This window comes from Curtobacterium sp. L6-1 (assembly GCF_018885305.1).
Lineage (GTDB): Bacteria > Actinomycetota > Actinomycetes > Actinomycetales > Microbacteriaceae > Curtobacterium > Curtobacterium aetherium.
Window position 1 is genome coordinate 450,855 of record NZ_CP076544.1, and the last position, 13,572, is coordinate 464,426.

General features: G+C 71.7%; 17 protein-coding genes. 10 read left to right on the plus strand and 7 right to left on the minus strand.

Annotated elements, in window-relative coordinates; translation table 11 throughout:
• Positions 1-34: 34 nt before the first annotated feature.
• Positions 35-868, minus strand: a complete 834-nt coding sequence (locus tag KM842_RS02115) for a winged helix-turn-helix domain-containing protein (RefSeq protein ID WP_216260508.1) — start codon at positions 866-868, stop codon at positions 35-37.
• A gap of 520 nt (positions 869-1,388) precedes the next feature.
• The gene (gene upp, locus KM842_RS02120) at positions 1,389-2,024 is read right to left on the minus strand and encodes a uracil phosphoribosyltransferase (RefSeq protein WP_216260511.1); all 636 of its coding nucleotides are present in this window, start codon (positions 2,022-2,024) and stop codon (positions 1,389-1,391) included.
• Between the two features lie 106 nt (positions 2,025-2,130).
• Between upp and KM842_RS02125 the strand changes: the two genes are divergently transcribed.
• Complete coding sequence (locus KM842_RS02125) at positions 2,131-2,562, plus strand: nucleoside deaminase (RefSeq protein WP_216261983.1); 432 nt, start codon at positions 2,131-2,133, stop codon at positions 2,560-2,562.
• Positions 2,563-2,644: 82 nt separating this feature from the next.
• Here the strand turns inward: KM842_RS02125 and KM842_RS02130 are convergent, their stop codons facing one another.
• A complete protein-coding gene (locus tag KM842_RS02130) occupies positions 2,645-3,601 on the minus strand; it encodes a cation diffusion facilitator family transporter (protein ID WP_216260512.1) in 957 nt (318 codons plus the stop codon).
• A gap of 73 nt (positions 3,602-3,674) precedes the next feature.
• Between KM842_RS02130 and proC the strand changes: the two genes are divergently transcribed.
• Positions 3,675-4,505, plus strand: coding sequence for a pyrroline-5-carboxylate reductase (gene proC, locus KM842_RS02135; protein WP_216260515.1), 831 nt, complete (start codon positions 3,675-3,677; stop codon positions 4,503-4,505).
• 33 nt (positions 4,506-4,538) lie between these two features.
• On the opposite strand, the gene KM842_RS02140 is transcribed toward proC, so the two are convergent.
• Entirely contained in the window at positions 4,539-5,234 is a 696-nt protein-coding gene (locus tag KM842_RS02140; RefSeq protein WP_216260517.1) for a potassium channel family protein, read from the minus strand.
• Positions 5,227-6,663 carry a TrkH family potassium uptake protein gene (locus KM842_RS02145; RefSeq protein ID WP_216260519.1) on the minus strand — a complete coding sequence of 479 codons (1,437 nt, stop codon included), beginning with the start codon at positions 6,661-6,663 and terminating at the stop codon, positions 5,227-5,229. The genes KM842_RS02140 and KM842_RS02145 overlap by 8 nt, the downstream gene beginning before the upstream one ends.
• 72 nt (positions 6,664-6,735) lie before the next feature.
• Between KM842_RS02145 and KM842_RS02150 the strand changes: the two genes are divergently transcribed.
• The 5 genes from KM842_RS02150 to KM842_RS02170 all read left to right on the plus strand — a co-directional run bounded on the left by KM842_RS02150 (position 6,736) and on the right by KM842_RS02170 (position 8,427).
• Entirely contained in the window at positions 6,736-7,251 is a 516-nt protein-coding gene (locus KM842_RS02150; RefSeq protein ID WP_216260521.1) for an ArsR/SmtB family transcription factor, read from the plus strand.
• Positions 7,252-7,339: 88 nt separating this feature from the next.
• Positions 7,340-7,534 carry a helix-turn-helix domain-containing protein gene (locus tag KM842_RS02155; protein WP_058729786.1) on the plus strand — a complete coding sequence of 65 codons (195 nt, stop codon included), beginning with the start codon at positions 7,340-7,342 and terminating at the stop codon, positions 7,532-7,534.
• 157 nt (positions 7,535-7,691) lie between these two features.
• Positions 7,692-7,790, plus strand: coding sequence for a 30S ribosomal protein bS22 (locus KM842_RS02160; RefSeq protein WP_003792170.1), 99 nt, complete (start codon positions 7,692-7,694; stop codon positions 7,788-7,790).
• A gap of 92 nt (positions 7,791-7,882) precedes the next feature.
• Complete coding sequence (locus KM842_RS02165) at positions 7,883-8,137, plus strand: glutaredoxin family protein (RefSeq protein WP_216260524.1); 255 nt, start codon at positions 7,883-7,885, stop codon at positions 8,135-8,137.
• Positions 8,134-8,427 carry a Dabb family protein gene (locus tag KM842_RS02170; protein ID WP_216260526.1) on the plus strand — a complete coding sequence of 98 codons (294 nt, stop codon included), beginning with the start codon at positions 8,134-8,136 and terminating at the stop codon, positions 8,425-8,427. The genes KM842_RS02165 and KM842_RS02170 overlap by 4 nt, the downstream gene beginning before the upstream one ends.
• 218 nt (positions 8,428-8,645) lie before the next feature.
• Here KM842_RS02170 and aspS read toward each other — a convergent pair whose 3' ends face one another.
• Together aspS and KM842_RS02180 are read right to left on the minus strand one after the other, a co-directional pair.
• Positions 8,646-9,986 carry an aspartate--tRNA(Asn) ligase gene (gene aspS, locus KM842_RS02175; RefSeq protein ID WP_216260528.1) on the minus strand — a complete coding sequence of 447 codons (1,341 nt, stop codon included), beginning with the start codon at positions 9,984-9,986 and terminating at the stop codon, positions 8,646-8,648.
• 240 nt (positions 9,987-10,226) lie between these two features.
• Positions 10,227-10,640: a MerR family transcriptional regulator gene (locus tag KM842_RS02180; protein WP_216260531.1), complete on the minus strand. Its 414-nt coding sequence runs from the start codon at positions 10,638-10,640 to the stop codon at positions 10,227-10,229.
• A 97-nt stretch (positions 10,641-10,737) separates the two neighbouring features.
• On the opposite strand from KM842_RS02180, the gene KM842_RS02185 reads away from it, so the two are divergent.
• From KM842_RS02185 to KM842_RS02195, 3 genes are all read left to right on the plus strand, one after another.
• Positions 10,738-12,228 (plus strand): SulP family inorganic anion transporter, encoded by a 1,491-nt coding sequence (locus KM842_RS02185; RefSeq protein WP_216260533.1) that lies wholly within the window; start codon positions 10,738-10,740, stop codon positions 12,226-12,228.
• Positions 12,229-12,296: 68 nt separating this feature from the next.
• Positions 12,297-12,953 carry a histidine phosphatase family protein gene (locus KM842_RS02190; protein WP_216260535.1) on the plus strand — a complete coding sequence of 219 codons (657 nt, stop codon included), beginning with the start codon at positions 12,297-12,299 and terminating at the stop codon, positions 12,951-12,953.
• Entirely contained in the window at positions 12,950-13,570 is a 621-nt protein-coding gene (locus tag KM842_RS02195) for a TlpA family protein disulfide reductase (RefSeq protein WP_253206210.1), read from the plus strand. Before KM842_RS02190 ends, KM842_RS02195 begins: the two co-directional genes overlap by 4 nt.
• Positions 13,571-13,572 lie beyond the last annotated feature (2 nt).

The following is a 13,572-nucleotide window of genomic DNA, read 5'->3' on the forward strand; positions in this document are numbered from 1 at the left end:
GAGAGCGGGCTCAGGACCGACGGCGAGGACGGGCTCAGAACAGGTCGGGCGACGGGGTCGAGGCGTAGCGCACGGAGACGTCGGCGTGCCGGTCGAACCGGTAGCCCACCCCGCGCACGGTGCGGACGATCTCCTCGAAGGCGCCGAGCTTGGCCCGGAGGCGCCGCACGTGCACGTCGATCGTGCGCTCGTTCGGCGTCTCGTCCTCGCCGTCGGACCACAGGCCCTCGATGATGGCGGTGCGGTCTACCGTGCGGCCCTCGCGGAGGACGAGGAACTGCAGGAGCTCGAACTCCTTGAAGGTCAGCGGAGCGGCCTCGCCGTCCAGGACGACCCGCTTGCGGGAGATGTCGATGACGACGCCGGTCTCCTCGGGCTCGGGCTTCTCGGTCTGCTTGCGCGCCGCGACCGCGGATCGGTCCTGCAGGGCGAGCCGGACGACGTCGACGTCCCGTCCGCCGGACCCCTCGGCGGCGACGGCGACGGCCGCGTAGGTCTGGGCCGAGGGCACGAGCTGGGCGGTGAGCGCCTTGAGCTGCTCGACCACGGCCGCCAGCGTCGTGCCGGCAGCGGCGGCGGCGGCCTCGTCGAGACCGACGTACAGCGCGAAGCCGCGCGCTTCGGTGCCCTCGGGCAGGGCACGGTTCCGGACCGGCGCGACGACGGGGCTGGTCGGTACGGCGGCGTGGTCGGCGGTCGGACGGGCGGGCTGGGCCGGCGTGCGACGGGGGCGGATCGGCGTCACGCTGCCGAGGCTCGTCGGGGCGGACGCTGCGGTCCGGCGCGCCGGGGCGGTGCGGGGCTGCGTCGGCAGCGCGGTGTCGGCGGCGGCGGCGGCGGTGCGGGGCTGGGCGATGGTGAGGGACATGGTGCGGTCTCCGGGGGGGTACGGCCGAGCTGCGTGGTGGCGCGTCGGTCGGTGTCGAATGCGTCGGCCCGGACCGGCGGTACGCCGATGTGCCCTGCGGTCCGTGGGGGAACCGGGGCTGGTCCGGGGGAGCGGGGTCCGACCTCGTGACGGTGGTGCGCGTCGTCGACGGGGTCGTCACCGAGGGATCACGCGCGCGCGACGGGGGTGGTGTCGCGGCGGATCCGGCTGGAACGGGTACCGATCAGGCACACATTCGACAACGCATGACCGCTGTGGCCGGCATCGAGATGCCGGCAGTCCCCTTGGCCTCGTGCAGGGCTCGGGTGGACACGGTTGCAGTCATGGCACGAGTATCCGCGGTATACCAACGCCGTGTCAACCGTCCGAGCGGACGGTGACGGAAGCGGACAGTCGCCCCGCCGCGGCGGGGCGGGAGTCGTCGGTGCCGGTCGGACGACGGACGGGAGGCCCACCACCGGACCGGTGGCGGGCCTCCCGTCAGGAGGTGGTGCGGACGCTAGTCGGCGAGCCCGTAGAGGCGGTCGCCCGCGTCGCCGAGTCCCGGCACGATGTACCCGTTCTCGTCGAGGCGCTCGTCGAGTGCGCCGAGGACGATGGTGACGTCACGGTCGCCGACGGCCTTCTCGAGCGCGGCGAGGCCCTCGGGTGCACCGAGGATGCAGACGCAGGTCACGTCGACCGCGCCGCGGTCGAAGAGGAAGTCGATGGCGGCCGCGAGCGTGCCACCGGTGGCGAGCATCGGGTCGAGCACGAAGCACTGGCGGTTCGACAGGTCGTCGGGCAGGCGCTCGGCGTAGGTCTGCGGCTCGAACGTGACCTCGTTGCGGGCCATGCCGAGGAAGCCGACCTCGGCGGTCGGGACGAGCTTGACCATGCCCTCGAGCATGCCGAGCCCGGCGCGCAGGATCGGCACGACGAGCGGACGCGGCTTCGCGATGGCGACGCCCATGGTCTGGGCGACCGGGGTGCTGATCGGCGTGGCCGTCACCCGGACGTTCCGCGTGGCCTCGTACGCGAGGAGCGTGACGAGCTCCTCGGTCAGGGCCCGGAACGTGGGGGAGGGAGTGGTCCGGTCGCGGAGCACCGAGAGCTTGTGGGTGATGAGCGGGTGGTCGGCGACGTGGACTCGCATAGGGTCGAGCGTACCGTGCCGCACCCCGACCGGCGGTCGCGGCCCTCGTCGGTGTCGGGTCGGAGGACGTGTGGAGCACCCAGCCGGACGGCCCTTCGTCCCCGCCATGGAGCGCGCGCTCGTCGAGGCGCGGGCCTGCCTGGCGACGGGGGACGTGCCGGTCGGGGCCGTCGTGCTCGACGCGTCCGGCGCCGTCGTGGCCGTCGGCCGCAACGAACGGGAGGCGCGGCAGGACCCGACCGCGCACGCCGAGGTCCTGGCGCTGCGCGCCGCGGCTGCGGTCACGGGCGACTGGCACCTGGCCGAGCACACGCTCGTCGTCACGCTCGAGCCGTGCCCGATGTGCGCGGGGGCGCTCCTCGCGGCCCGGGTGCCGCGCGTCGTGTTCGGTGCGTGGGACCCGAAGGCGGGTGCCAGCGGGAGCGTCTACGACATCACGCGGGACCGTCGACTGCCGCACCGGGCCGAGGTCGTGGCCGGGGTGCTCGAGGACGCGTGTGCCGCGGTGCTCGACGACTTCTTCGCCGAGCGGCGCTGACCCGGCGGCGGTTCGGCGGCCGGTCGGAGCGATCGAGTCGATCGAGTCGATCGAGTCGGCCGCTTCGGTCGGGTCGGTCCGGTCAATCGGCGGCGCGGAGGACGATCGCCTCGGTCGACGGGTGCGGGCCGTCGTGCAGGACGTCCGGCTCGATGTAGATCACCCGAGCGATCGGCACCGCCGCACGGACCCGCTGCTCGACCGTGTCGATGCCGGCCGCGACGTCCCCGAGGCGTCGGTCGCCGTCGACCGCGACCTTCACGCCGACCATCAGCTCGTCCGGGCCCAGGTAGAGGGTCTTCAGGTGGATGACGGAGTCGACCTCGGGGCCGTCGAGGACCGCCTGCCGGATGCGGGCGACGTCGCCGGGGTTGGCACCTTCACCGACGAGGAGGCTCTTCGTCTCGACGCCGAGCACGAGCGCGACCGCGATGAGGAGCACCGCGATGAGGACCGTGCCGATCGCGTCGAAGACCCCGTTGCCGGTGATCGCGGTCAGGCCGACGCCGAACAGTGCGAAGACGAGGCCGGTCAGGGCCGCGGTGTCCTCGAGCATGACGACCGGGAGCTCCGGCGCCTTGGCCCGGCGGACGAACTGCACCCACGACTGACTGCCCTTGTCGGGTCGCGCCTCCTTCAGCGCGGTGCGGAGCGAGAAGCCCTCGAGCCCGATCGCGATGACGAGCACGGTCACCGGGAGCCACCAGTTGTCGAGCGGGTGCGGGTGCGCGAACTTCTCGATGCCCTCGTAGAGCGAGAACACGCCACCGACCGAGAACAGCACGATCGACACGACGAACGCGTACACGTAGCGCTCCCGGCCGTGGCCGAACGGGTGCTCCTCGTCGGCGGCCTTCCTCGCCCGACGACCACCGAGCAGCAGGAGCAGCTGGTTCGCGGAGTCGGCGAGCGAGTGCACGCCCTCGGCGAGCATCGAGGCGGACCCGCTGATCGCCGCCGCGATGAACTTCACGATCGCGATCCCGATGTTCGCACCGAGTGCGGCGAAGATCGCCTTCGTCCCTCCGGAAGCGCTCATGTGGCTGTCCGACCCCTTCTCGTACCGACCTGGACCACGATCCTAGGCCGACGGTGGTCGGTAGGGTCGGGCCATGACCATCGACCTGCCCCGCGTCGCCATGCTCGGCGTCGGTTCCATGTCCGGCGCCGTCCTCCAGGGGCTCCTGGCCGCGGGCGTCACGCCCGGGACCGTCGCGGTGACCACCCGGTCGGAGGCCTCCGCCGCCGCACACCGGGCCTCCGGGCTGCTCGCCACCGCGTCCGAGACCGACCCGGACGCCAACCGCGCCGCGGTGCGCGGCGCCGGCGTCGTGGTGCTCGGGGTGAAGCCCTTCGGCATCGTCGACCTGCTCGACGAGGTCGCGGCCGACCTCGAGCCGGGGACCGTCGTCGTGAGCGTCGCGGTGGGCGTGACCTGCGCCTCCATGGAGGCCCACGTCCCGACCGGCGTGCGCGTCGTCCGCGCCCTGCCGAACACGCCGATCGGCGTCGGGCTCGGCGTGACCGGTGTGAGCGGTGGTGCGTCGGCCGACGCCGAGGCGGTGGCCCTCGCCGCGCACCTGTTCGCGGTGTCCGGCGAGGTCCTCGAGGTGCCGGAGTCGCAGCTCGACGCGCTGTCCGCGGTGTCCGGGTCCGGGCCCGCCTACGTCTTCCTGCTCGTCGAGCAGTGGCAGCAGGCCGCACAGGCGCTCGGCTTCACGCCCGAGCAGGCGGCCACCATGGTGCAGGGCACGGTCCGCGGGGCCGTCGAGCTCCTCGCACGCTCCGGCCGCGCCCCCGCCGACCTGCGCCGTGCGGTGACGAGCCCGAAGGGGACCACCGAGCGGGCCGTCGCCGTGCTGCAGGAGGCCGACCTCGCGACGACGCTCGAGCAGGCCGCGCGCGCGGCGATCGCCCGGGCCGAGGAGTTGTCCCGCCTCTGAGGTCGAGCCCGCTGCCGCCGGCGGGCCCCGGCTTCACTCGAGCGCGGCGAACCGCTCGAGGTCGGTCTCGGTGCCCGAAACGATGATCACGTCGTCCTCGCCGATGACACTGTCCGGCGTCGCGGGGACGAAGGCCTGGCCGGGCGGCTTGATGCCGAGCACCGTCAGGCCGTAGCGGGTGCGGATGACCGTCGTGGCGAGGTCCCGTCCCCGCACGGCACGCGGCGGGAACATCTTCACCACGGCGAAGTCGTCGTCGAACTCGATGAAGTCGAGCATCCGGCCGGACACCAGGTGCGCCGTGCGCTCGCCGGCCTCGCGCTCCGGGTACACGACGTGGTTCGCGCCGATGCGGCTGAGGATCGTGCCGTGCGAGCGGCTGATCGCCTTCGCCCAGATCTGCGGCACGCCGAGGTCGACCAGGTTGGCGGTGATGAGGACGCTCGACTCGAGGTCCGAACCGGTGCCGACCACCGCGATGGCGAAGTCCTGCGCGCCGATCTGCCGCAGCGCGTCCATGTCGGTCGCGTCGGCCTGGACGGCGTGGGTCACGCGGTCCGACCACTTCTGCACGAGGGCGGCGTCGGTGTCGACCACCAGGACGTCCCGCCCCTGGCGTTCGAGCTGCCCCGCGGTCGCGGCGCCGAAGCGGCCGAGCCCGATCACCAGGACCGGGGCGTCGTGGCTGACGGGACCCTGCTGCGGGTGCGGACGGTGTCGGTCAGCCAACGATCGGCCTCTCCTCGGGACGGCGGAACAGCTGCCGGCTCTGACTGGCAGCGAGCGCGGCGGCGATCGTCACTGTACCGACACGGCCCAGGAACATGGTGGCCGCGAGCACGTACTTGCCGGACTCCGGCAGGTCGGAGGACACCCCGGAGGACAGACCGCACGTCGCGAACGCCGAGATCACCTCGAAGAGCACGCGGTCGAGCGGCTCGTGCGTGATCTGCAGGAGCACGACCGTGGCGACGGCGACGATGGTCGACCCCCACAGGACGATCGCGACCGCCACGCGGAGGACGTCACTCGGGATCCGCCGGCCGAACGCCTCCATGCTCTGCCGGCCACGGGCCTCCGCAACGGCCGCCAGGAACAGGACGGCGAGCGTCGTCACCTTGATGCCGCCGGCGGTGGAGGCGGAGCCGCCACCGATGAACATGAGCATGTCCGTCACCAGGAGGCTCGACCCGTTCAGCTCGTCGAAGTCGACGAGCGAGAACCCACCCGAGCGGGTCATGGTGGAGAGGAAGAGCGCCTGGAAGGCGGTGCGGCCGGCACCCTCGCGGCCGAAGGTCTCGGGGTTCGACGCCTCGAGGGCGATGTAGGCGGCTGTCCCGCCGAGGAGGAGCACGGCACTCGTCGCGAGCGTCAGCTTCACGTGGATGGGCCAGCGGCGCGGAGCGCGGAGCTGCTTGGTCAGGGTCCGGATCACCGGGAAGCCGATCGAGCCGGCGACGACGCCGATCATGAGCAGGGTGAGGAACCAGTAGTCGTGCGCGAAGGGGTCGAGCCCCTCGGCGTTCGGCGCGAAGCCCGTGTTCGTGAACGCCATCGCCGCGTAGTAGAAGGAGTCGCCCACCGCGGTCCAGAACGGCACACCGGTCACCAGGACGCTCGGCAGGAGCAGCAGGCCGAGCACGATCTCGATGGTCAGCGTGCTCACCGCGACGGTGAGCAGGAGCGTACCGACGTCGCCGAGCCGGACCGCCTGGCCCTCGGGCACGGCGCCGTGGTGGGTGCGCAGCGGGTTCGAGTCGCCCGCCGCGATGAGCTTCGCGCGGAGGCCGAGCCGACGCGTGACCACGAGGCCGAGGATCGACGCGAATGTCAGCACGCCGAGCGCCCCGATCTGCGTGCCGATCACGACGAGGACCTTGCCGAACACGGACCAGTGCGTCGCCATGTCCACCGTCGCGAGCCCGGTCACGCAGACGACGCTCGCGGCGGTGAACAGGGCGTCCGAGAAGTGCGTCGTCGTGCCGTCCGCGGTCGCCATCGGTGTCATGAACAGGAACGTGAACAGGAAGATGAGCACGATGAAGACGAGGATCGCCAGGCGGGAGGGCGACGACCGGAGGGCCGTCAGGAGGCGGCTCGGCCGCGCACGACCTGCCGCGGCACCCACGGTGGGGACCGGCTCGGTGCGGTCGAGCATCGTATGCCTCCGGGGACATGGGCGGGACGGTTCGTCATGGTACATCCGCACCGCGGCGGATAGCCTTGCCGCATGGCCGACATCTTCAGCGTCGTCGCGGACCCGACGCGGCGAGCACTGCTGGGCGAGCTCCTCACCGCGTACGGTGCGGACGCCACCGGCGGTGAACTCAGCGTCGGACAGCTCGTCCTCCGACTCGGTGTGAGCCAGCCCACGGTCTCGAAGCACCTCCGCGTCCTCCGGGACATCGGACTCGTCACGAGTCGTGAGGAGGGGCAGCACCGCTACTACCGCCTCGACCCGGAGCCGCTGCTCGGCATCGAGGAGTGGGTCCTGCCGTTCACCAACGCGGTGGACGCCGACGGCACGCCGGCGACCACGTCCTGGACGCTCGACGGGCAGCCGGTGTCGTTCCGGAGGAACGGTGCGGGCGGCAAGTCGTCGGTCGAGGTCGGCACCGAGCTGGGCCGGGTGATGGCCGAGGCGTCGCACCGCGCGACGGCCGCGTTCACGGGCGCACAGCAGGGGTGGGAGCGGGTGGTCGACCGCAGTCGGCGCCGGTTCACCAAGCGCCCCGAGGACGACTGACCGACTGCTGGACACCGAGCCGCACGCGCCTCTACAGTGTCCAGTGACCACACAGGTCACAACAAGCAAGCCAGCCCGAAGGCGGACCATGACCGGCAGTTTCGACGACGTGCGCTTCCTCACCGTCGCGGAGGTCGCCGAGATGATGCGCGTCTCCAAGATGACCGTCTACCGCATGGTGCACGCCGGAGAACTCCCCGCCATCCGCTTCGGTCGCTCGTTCCGGGTGCCGGAGTCGGCGGTCGCGGAGCTCCTCCGCGGTGGCATCGCCGACGTCGGCTGAACCGACGCGGTCCGACCGCATCCGCCCCGGGCGTCCACCGTCCGTTCCGGCGCCGTTCGACATCGCAGCAGCCAGCCGGTAGACTCGGGCAGGTTGATTTTCCGCGGCTTCATCGGCCCGGTGTCCGTACATCAGCATCAGTCCGAGCGAGGTCCACATGGGTTCTGTCATCAAGAAGCGTCGCAAGCGCATGGCGAAGAAGAAGCACCGCAAGCTCCTTCGCAAGACGCGCCACCAGCGTCGCAACAAGAAGTAGGTCGAGAGACCCGCAGCAGGAGCCCCGGTTCGCCGGGGCTTCTGCGTTTCCCGGGCAACTTCAGGCGCATCGGGCGGCGGTAGCCTGAGCCCATGCCAGCCGTGACGCTCCTCACCAAGCCCGGATGCCACCTCTGCGACGACGCACGACCGATCGTCGAACGTGTCGTCGCCGCCCACCCCGGGACCACCCTCGACGAGCGGTCGATCCTCGACGACGACGACCTCCGCACCGAGCACGCCGAGGACATCCCCGTCGTGCTCGTTGACGGACGCGTGCACAGCAACTGGCACGTCGACGCCGACCGACTCGCCCGGGCGCTCGAGCAGGCGGAGGCCCGCGCATGATCCACCACGTCGTCTCCTGGACGCTCCGCGAGGACCTCGACCGTGACGCTGGCATCGCGCGCATCCGCCAGTTGCTCACCGACCTGATCGCGGTCGTCCCGTCCGTCCGGTCCCTGCAGGTGGTCCAGAACGTCGCCTACCCGGGGAAGAACCAGGACGTCGCCGTGGTCGCCACGTTCGACGACCTGGCCGGGCTCGACGAGTACCAGGTGCACCCGGAGCACCAGGCCGCCGCGGCGGAGATCCGCGGGCTCGTCACCTCACGGGCTGCGATCGACTGGCAGGACTGAGCGCGGCCGCGCGGCGGTGCGCTGCGCGCGGCCGTGCGGCGGTGCGCTGCCGCTGTGCGCTGCCGCTGCCGCTGCGCGCTGCCGTCGCGCTCCGTGCCGCAGCACGACAGAACCGGCTCGCTCCACGGGGATCCGTGGAGCGAGCCGGTTCGTGTCGTGCGGGTGCGTCCGGTGCCGGGTCCGCCGCCAGGAGGGTCCGGCTGCCGGGCCGCCGATGCCTACGGCGTGAGGCGCGTCGGGCCGCGGAAGAGGTACGTCACCTCGCGGATGGACGGTTCGCCCAGCATGAGCATGAGCACACGCGCCAGGCCCATGCCGAACCCACCGTGCGGCGGGACGCCGTAGCGGAAGAAGTCCAGGTACCAGCCGAGCTCGGCCGGGTCGAGACCCTTCTCCTCCGCCTGTGCGGTGAGGACGTCGACGCGGTGCTCACGCTGGGCACCCGTGGAGATCTCGGCGCCGTTGAACAGCAGGTCGTAGCTGTTCGTGAGCGTCGGGTCGTCGGCGTGGCGCATGTGGTAGTACGGGCGGATCGAGGCGTCGTAGTCCGTGACGAAGACGAACTCGGAGCCGTGGTGCTCCTTGGCCCAGGCGGAGACACGACGCTCGCCCTCGGGGTCCAGGTCGCCGTCGGCCCGGACGACCTCGTAGCCGCTGTCGGCGACGATCTGGCGTGCCTCGGCCAGGGTCACGCGGGGGAACGGCGTCGTCGGGACCTGCAGTTCGAAGCCGAAGACGTCCTGGATGGCGTCGCCGTACTTCTCCTTGACGGCGGTGATGCCGGCGACGAGGACCTCCTCGTGCATGGCCATGACGTCCTCGTGCGACTCGATCCACGAGAACTCGGCGTCCACGCTCGTGAACTCGGTGGCGTGGCGGGAGGTGAACGACGGGTCGGCGCGGAAGGCGTCGGCGATCTCGAACACGGCACCGAAGCCCGCGGGCTGCGCCATCTGCTTGAAGTTCTGCGGGGACTGCGCCAGGTACGCGGTCGTCTCGAAGTACTCGAGCTGGAAGAGCTCGGCGCGGGACTCCGACGCCGACGCCATCAGCTTCGGCGTGTGGATCTCGATGTAGTCGCGCTCGACCCAGTACGTGCGGAACGCGTGCTCGAGCGTGGTCTGGATGCGGAAGATCAGGTTCTGCTTGCGGTTGCGCAGGTCGAGGAAGCGCCAGTCGAGCCGCTTGTCGAGCGAGGAGTCGTCCGCGATCGGGGTCTCGGGGATGGCCGCGCTGACGACGGTCAGTGCGCCGACCTTGACCTCGAGCCCGCCGAGCTTGACGCGCTCGTCGTGCTTGAGGGTGCCCTGCACGTGCACGAAGGTGCCGTGCGCCAGACCGGAGATGCTCTCGGTCGTGGCGAGGGCGGCGGCGGAGGCGTCGTCACCCTCGACCGCTTCGCGCGTGGCGGGGTTGACCAGCTGGACGGCGCCGCTCTCGTCGCGGAGGACGACGAACTGCACCTTCTTCTGATCGCGGACGGTCTCGACCCATCCGGCCACGGAGACGGGGCCGTCGGGGAGGCTTGCGAGGTCGGCGATGCGGGTGCGTTCGATCACGGTCGTCGAGTCTACCGGCCGGGCGCGCCCGTGGCGTCGCCCGGGGAGAACTCGCGCTCCCTCCTGCACAGGCAGCTCCTGTCCCGCGGTTCTCCACAGACCGGCCGGGAGGCCCGTGGCGACTCCGCCACCTCCGTAGCGTCGTCGTCGTGGCCAGGTCGCAGCGCAGGAGGGGCGGTACCCGTGACGGAGGGACCGAGGGCGCTCTGCGGCCTGGTCACACCCCTCGGGGACGTCCGCTCAGGCGGGGGAGGACGGGAGCGAGGAGCGCAGCGTGCCGAGCGTGCCGATGAACTCCTCCGCCATCGCCGCACGTTCCAGGAGCTTGGCGTGACGACCCCGGGCGTCCTCGAGGAAGGCGTCGAGCTGCGCGGCCAGCCCCGGCGACTCGTCCGGGTCCGCCGCGGCCAGGCTGTCGACGACGCGCAGCAGCCCGGCCATCTCCTCGAGCGTGAAGCCGAGCGGCTTCATCCGACGGATGACGAGCAGGCGGTCCAGGTCGCCGGCCGTGTAGACGCGGAAGCCGCCCGCCGTGCGACCGCTCGGGACGAGCAGGCCGACCTCGTCGTAGTGCCGGATCGACCGCAGGGACATGCCGGTGCCCTCGGCGAGCTCGCCGATGTGCATGGTCGCGGGGACGTCCGGTGCGGTCATGTCCGCCATGGTGGCAGAACGCGACGTGGGCCCGCTGGACCGCCGCACGCCCCCGCCGGACCTCCGACACCCTCACGTGACGGTAGAGTCCACGGCGATGTCGACCTCCACCACCACGCCCGTCGCACCGAGCGTCCTCTCCGCCCTGCGGTCCCCGCGCCTCCTCACCCGGGAGGTCCTGGCGGGCGTCGTCACGGCGCTCGCCCTCATCCCCGAGGCGATCTCGTTCTCGGTCGTGGCCGGCGTCGACCCCGCGGTCGGGCTCTTCTCGAGCGTCGTCATCGCGGTCGTGATCTCCGTCGTCGGCGGTCGCCCGGCGATGATCTCCGCGGCGGCCGGGTCCGTCGCGCTCGTGATCGCCCCGCTCGTGCACGATCACGGGGTCGCGTACCTCGTCCCGACGATCGTCCTCGGGGGCGTGTTCCAGCTCGTGCTCGGGTTCCTCGGTGTCGCCCGGCTGATGCGGTTCATCCCGCGCAGCGTGAACGTCGCCTTCGTGAACGCGCTGGCGATCCTGATCTTCACCGCGCAGCTGCCGAACCTGTTCGGCGACGACGTGCCGCTCGTGGTGTGGCCGCTGACCGCCCTCGGCATCGCGCTCATCGTCGGCGTGCCGTTCCTGACCAAGGCCGTCCCGGCACCGCTGGTGGCCGTGGTCGTGGTCACCGCGATCACCGTCCTGTTCCACGTCGCGGTCCCGACGGTCGGCGACGAGGGCGACCTGCCCACCGCGCTGCCGGGCTTCAGCGGGATCACCGTCCCGTTCACGCTCGAGACCCTCCGGCTCATCGCGCCCTACGCGTTCGGTGTCGCGATCGTCGGGCTCATCGAGACCCTCCTCACCGCGCAGCTCGTCGACGCCGTCACCGAGACCCGGTCGAGCGCGTGGCGGGAGTCGTGGGGTCAGGGTGTCGCGAACATCGCGTCCGCGTTCTTCGGTGGCACCGGCGGCTGCGCGATGATCGGTCAGACGGTCATCAACGTGAAGACCGCGGGCGCCCGCACCCGGGTGTCGACGTTCACGGCGGGTGTCGCGGTGCTCGTGCTGACGATCGTCCTGCACGACCTCGTGGCACAGATCCCGATGGCCGCGCTCACCGCGGTGATGCTCATGGTCTGCGTGGCGACCTTCGACTGGCACAGCATCCGGCCCCGCACCCTGCGCCGCATGCCGCTCGGCGAGACGGCCGTCATGGTCATCACGGTGCTCGTCGTGGTCGCGACGGACAACCTCGCCACCGGGGTCCTCGCCGGCGTCGTCGTCGCCGCACTGGTGTTCGCCCGCCGGGTCGCGCACGTGGTCGAGGTCGTCCGCGAACCCGTCGACGAGCACACCGTCCGGTACCGGGTCCGGGGTGCGCTGTTCTTCGCCTCCTCGAACGACCTGGTCACGCGGTTCTCGTACGCCGAGGACCCGGCCCACGTGGTCATCGACATGTCCGACGCGCACGTGTTCGACGCAAGCACGGTGGCGGCCCTCGACGGCGTGGAACAGCGGTTCGCGAAGCACGGCTCCACGGTCGAGGTCGTCAACCTCAACACCGGGTCGGTCGCGCTGCACGGCAAGCTGTCGGGCCACCTCGGCTGAACGGTCCCGAAGCCCGTGGATCTGCTGTGCGGGCGGTGGGCGAGCGGGACCGACCTACACTGGAACCCATGCCCGCGACCAAGATCCACCTCGTGCGGCACGGCGAGGTCCACAACCCCGACCGTGTCCTCTACGGGCGGCTCCCGGGCTTCGGTCTGAGCGAGCTCGGCACCCGGATGGCCCTCGCCTCCGCCACCGCCTGGAAGGACGCCGGCACCGACGTCCGCGCGATCGTCGCCTCGCCGCTGCAGCGCACGCAGGAGTCCGCCGCCCCCTGGTCCGCCGCGTACGGGCTCGACGTCCGCCTCGACGAGCGCCTCATCGAGCCGACCAACCGGTACGAGGGGCAGCCCCCCGGGTTCACGAAGCGTTCCGTCCGGCGTCCGACCGAGTGGCCCTGGATCGCGAACCCCCTCCGACCCAGCTGGGGCGAGGCCTACGAGTCGATCGCGAACCGGATGCTCGCCGCGGTCACGACCGCGTGGGAGAGCGTCGACGGCGGCGACGTCGTCCTGGTCAGCCACCAGCTGCCGATCTGGATGGTGCACCGTCGCCTGGCGGGGGAGCCGCTCTGGCACGACCCCCGGAAGCGTCGTTGCGACCTCTCGAGCATCACGACCCTCGTGCGGACACCCGACTCCGTCGCCGGTCACTTCACCGAGGTCGGGTACGCGGACCCCGCGGCCGACCTCCGTGCGTCGGCCGTCGACGAAGGAGCAGTGTGAGCACCACCACCCGGACCCGGACGACCGCGGTCCTCGCGATCGCGACCGCAGCAGCCCTGGCGCTCGTCGGCTGCACGTCGAGCAACGACGGCATCGCGGCGCAGTACGGCAGCGGCAGCGGCCAGAACTACATCTCGGGCACCGGTGCGGTCACCGAGGTCGCCGCCGACGAGCGCACCGACCCGATCGACTTCACCGCCGAGTCGATGGAGGGGGACCGGCTCTCCGCGGCAGACCTCCGCGGCGACGTCGTGGTCATCAACTTCTGGTACGCCAGCTGCCCGCCCTGCCGGGCCGAGGCGAAGCACCTCAACGCGGTGCACGACGCCTTCGCCGACGACGACCACGTGCAGTTCATCGGCGTGAACGTCCGCGACGAGGCCGGGACGGCGAAGGCGTTCGAGCGGAAGTTCGGCGTGGACTACCCGACCGTGCTCGACGCCTCGAACGGCACGATGCAGCTGGCGCTCTCGGGGCAGATCGCCCCGAACGCCGTGCCGACGACGATCGTGCTCGACGAGAAGGGCCGCGTCGCCGCTCGCGTGCTGGGCGCCGTCGACGGCCCGGGCATCCTCAAGACCCTGGTGTCCGACGAGCTGTCCGGCAAGGCGTCCTGACC

Bases quoted from the DNA above. Each gene is read 5' to 3' on its own strand.
- KM842_RS02155 (WP_058729786.1), top strand. From the start codon at position 7,340: ATGACCGGCAGTTTCGACGACGTGCGCTTCCTCACCGTCGCGGAGGTC.
- KM842_RS02145 (WP_216260519.1), bottom strand. From the start codon at position 6,663: ATGCTCGACCGCACCGAGCCGGTCCCCACCGTGGGTGCCGCGGCAGGT.
- KM842_RS02150 (WP_216260521.1), top strand. From the start codon at position 6,736: ATGGCCGACATCTTCAGCGTCGTCGCGGACCCGACGCGGCGAGCACTG.
- KM842_RS02180 (WP_216260531.1), bottom strand. From the start codon at position 10,640: ATGACCGCACCGGACGTCCCCGCGACCATGCACATCGGCGAGCTCGCC.
- KM842_RS02160 (WP_003792170.1), top strand. From the start codon at position 7,692: ATGGGTTCTGTCATCAAGAAGCGTCGCAAGCGCATGGCGAAGAAGAAG.
- KM842_RS02170 (WP_216260526.1), top strand. From the start codon at position 8,134: ATGATCCACCACGTCGTCTCCTGGACGCTCCGCGAGGACCTCGACCGT.
- proC (WP_216260515.1), top strand. From the start codon at position 3,675: ATGACCATCGACCTGCCCCGCGTCGCCATGCTCGGCGTCGGTTCCATG.
- KM842_RS02125 (WP_216261983.1), top strand. From the start codon at position 2,131: ATGGAGCGCGCGCTCGTCGAGGCGCGGGCCTGCCTGGCGACGGGGGAC.
- KM842_RS02130 (WP_216260512.1), bottom strand. From the start codon at position 3,601: ATGAGCGCTTCCGGAGGGACGAAGGCGATCTTCGCCGCACTCGGTGCG.
- KM842_RS02165 (WP_216260524.1), top strand. From the start codon at position 7,883: ATGCCAGCCGTGACGCTCCTCACCAAGCCCGGATGCCACCTCTGCGAC.
- KM842_RS02115 (WP_216260508.1), bottom strand. From the start codon at position 868: ATGTCCCTCACCATCGCCCAGCCCCGCACCGCCGCCGCCGCCGCCGAC.
- KM842_RS02190 (WP_216260535.1), top strand. From the start codon at position 12,297: ATGCCCGCGACCAAGATCCACCTCGTGCGGCACGGCGAGGTCCACAAC.
- upp (WP_216260511.1), bottom strand. From the start codon at position 2,024: ATGCGAGTCCACGTCGCCGACCACCCGCTCATCACCCACAAGCTCTCG.
- KM842_RS02185 (WP_216260533.1), top strand. From the start codon at position 10,738: ATGTCGACCTCCACCACCACGCCCGTCGCACCGAGCGTCCTCTCCGCC.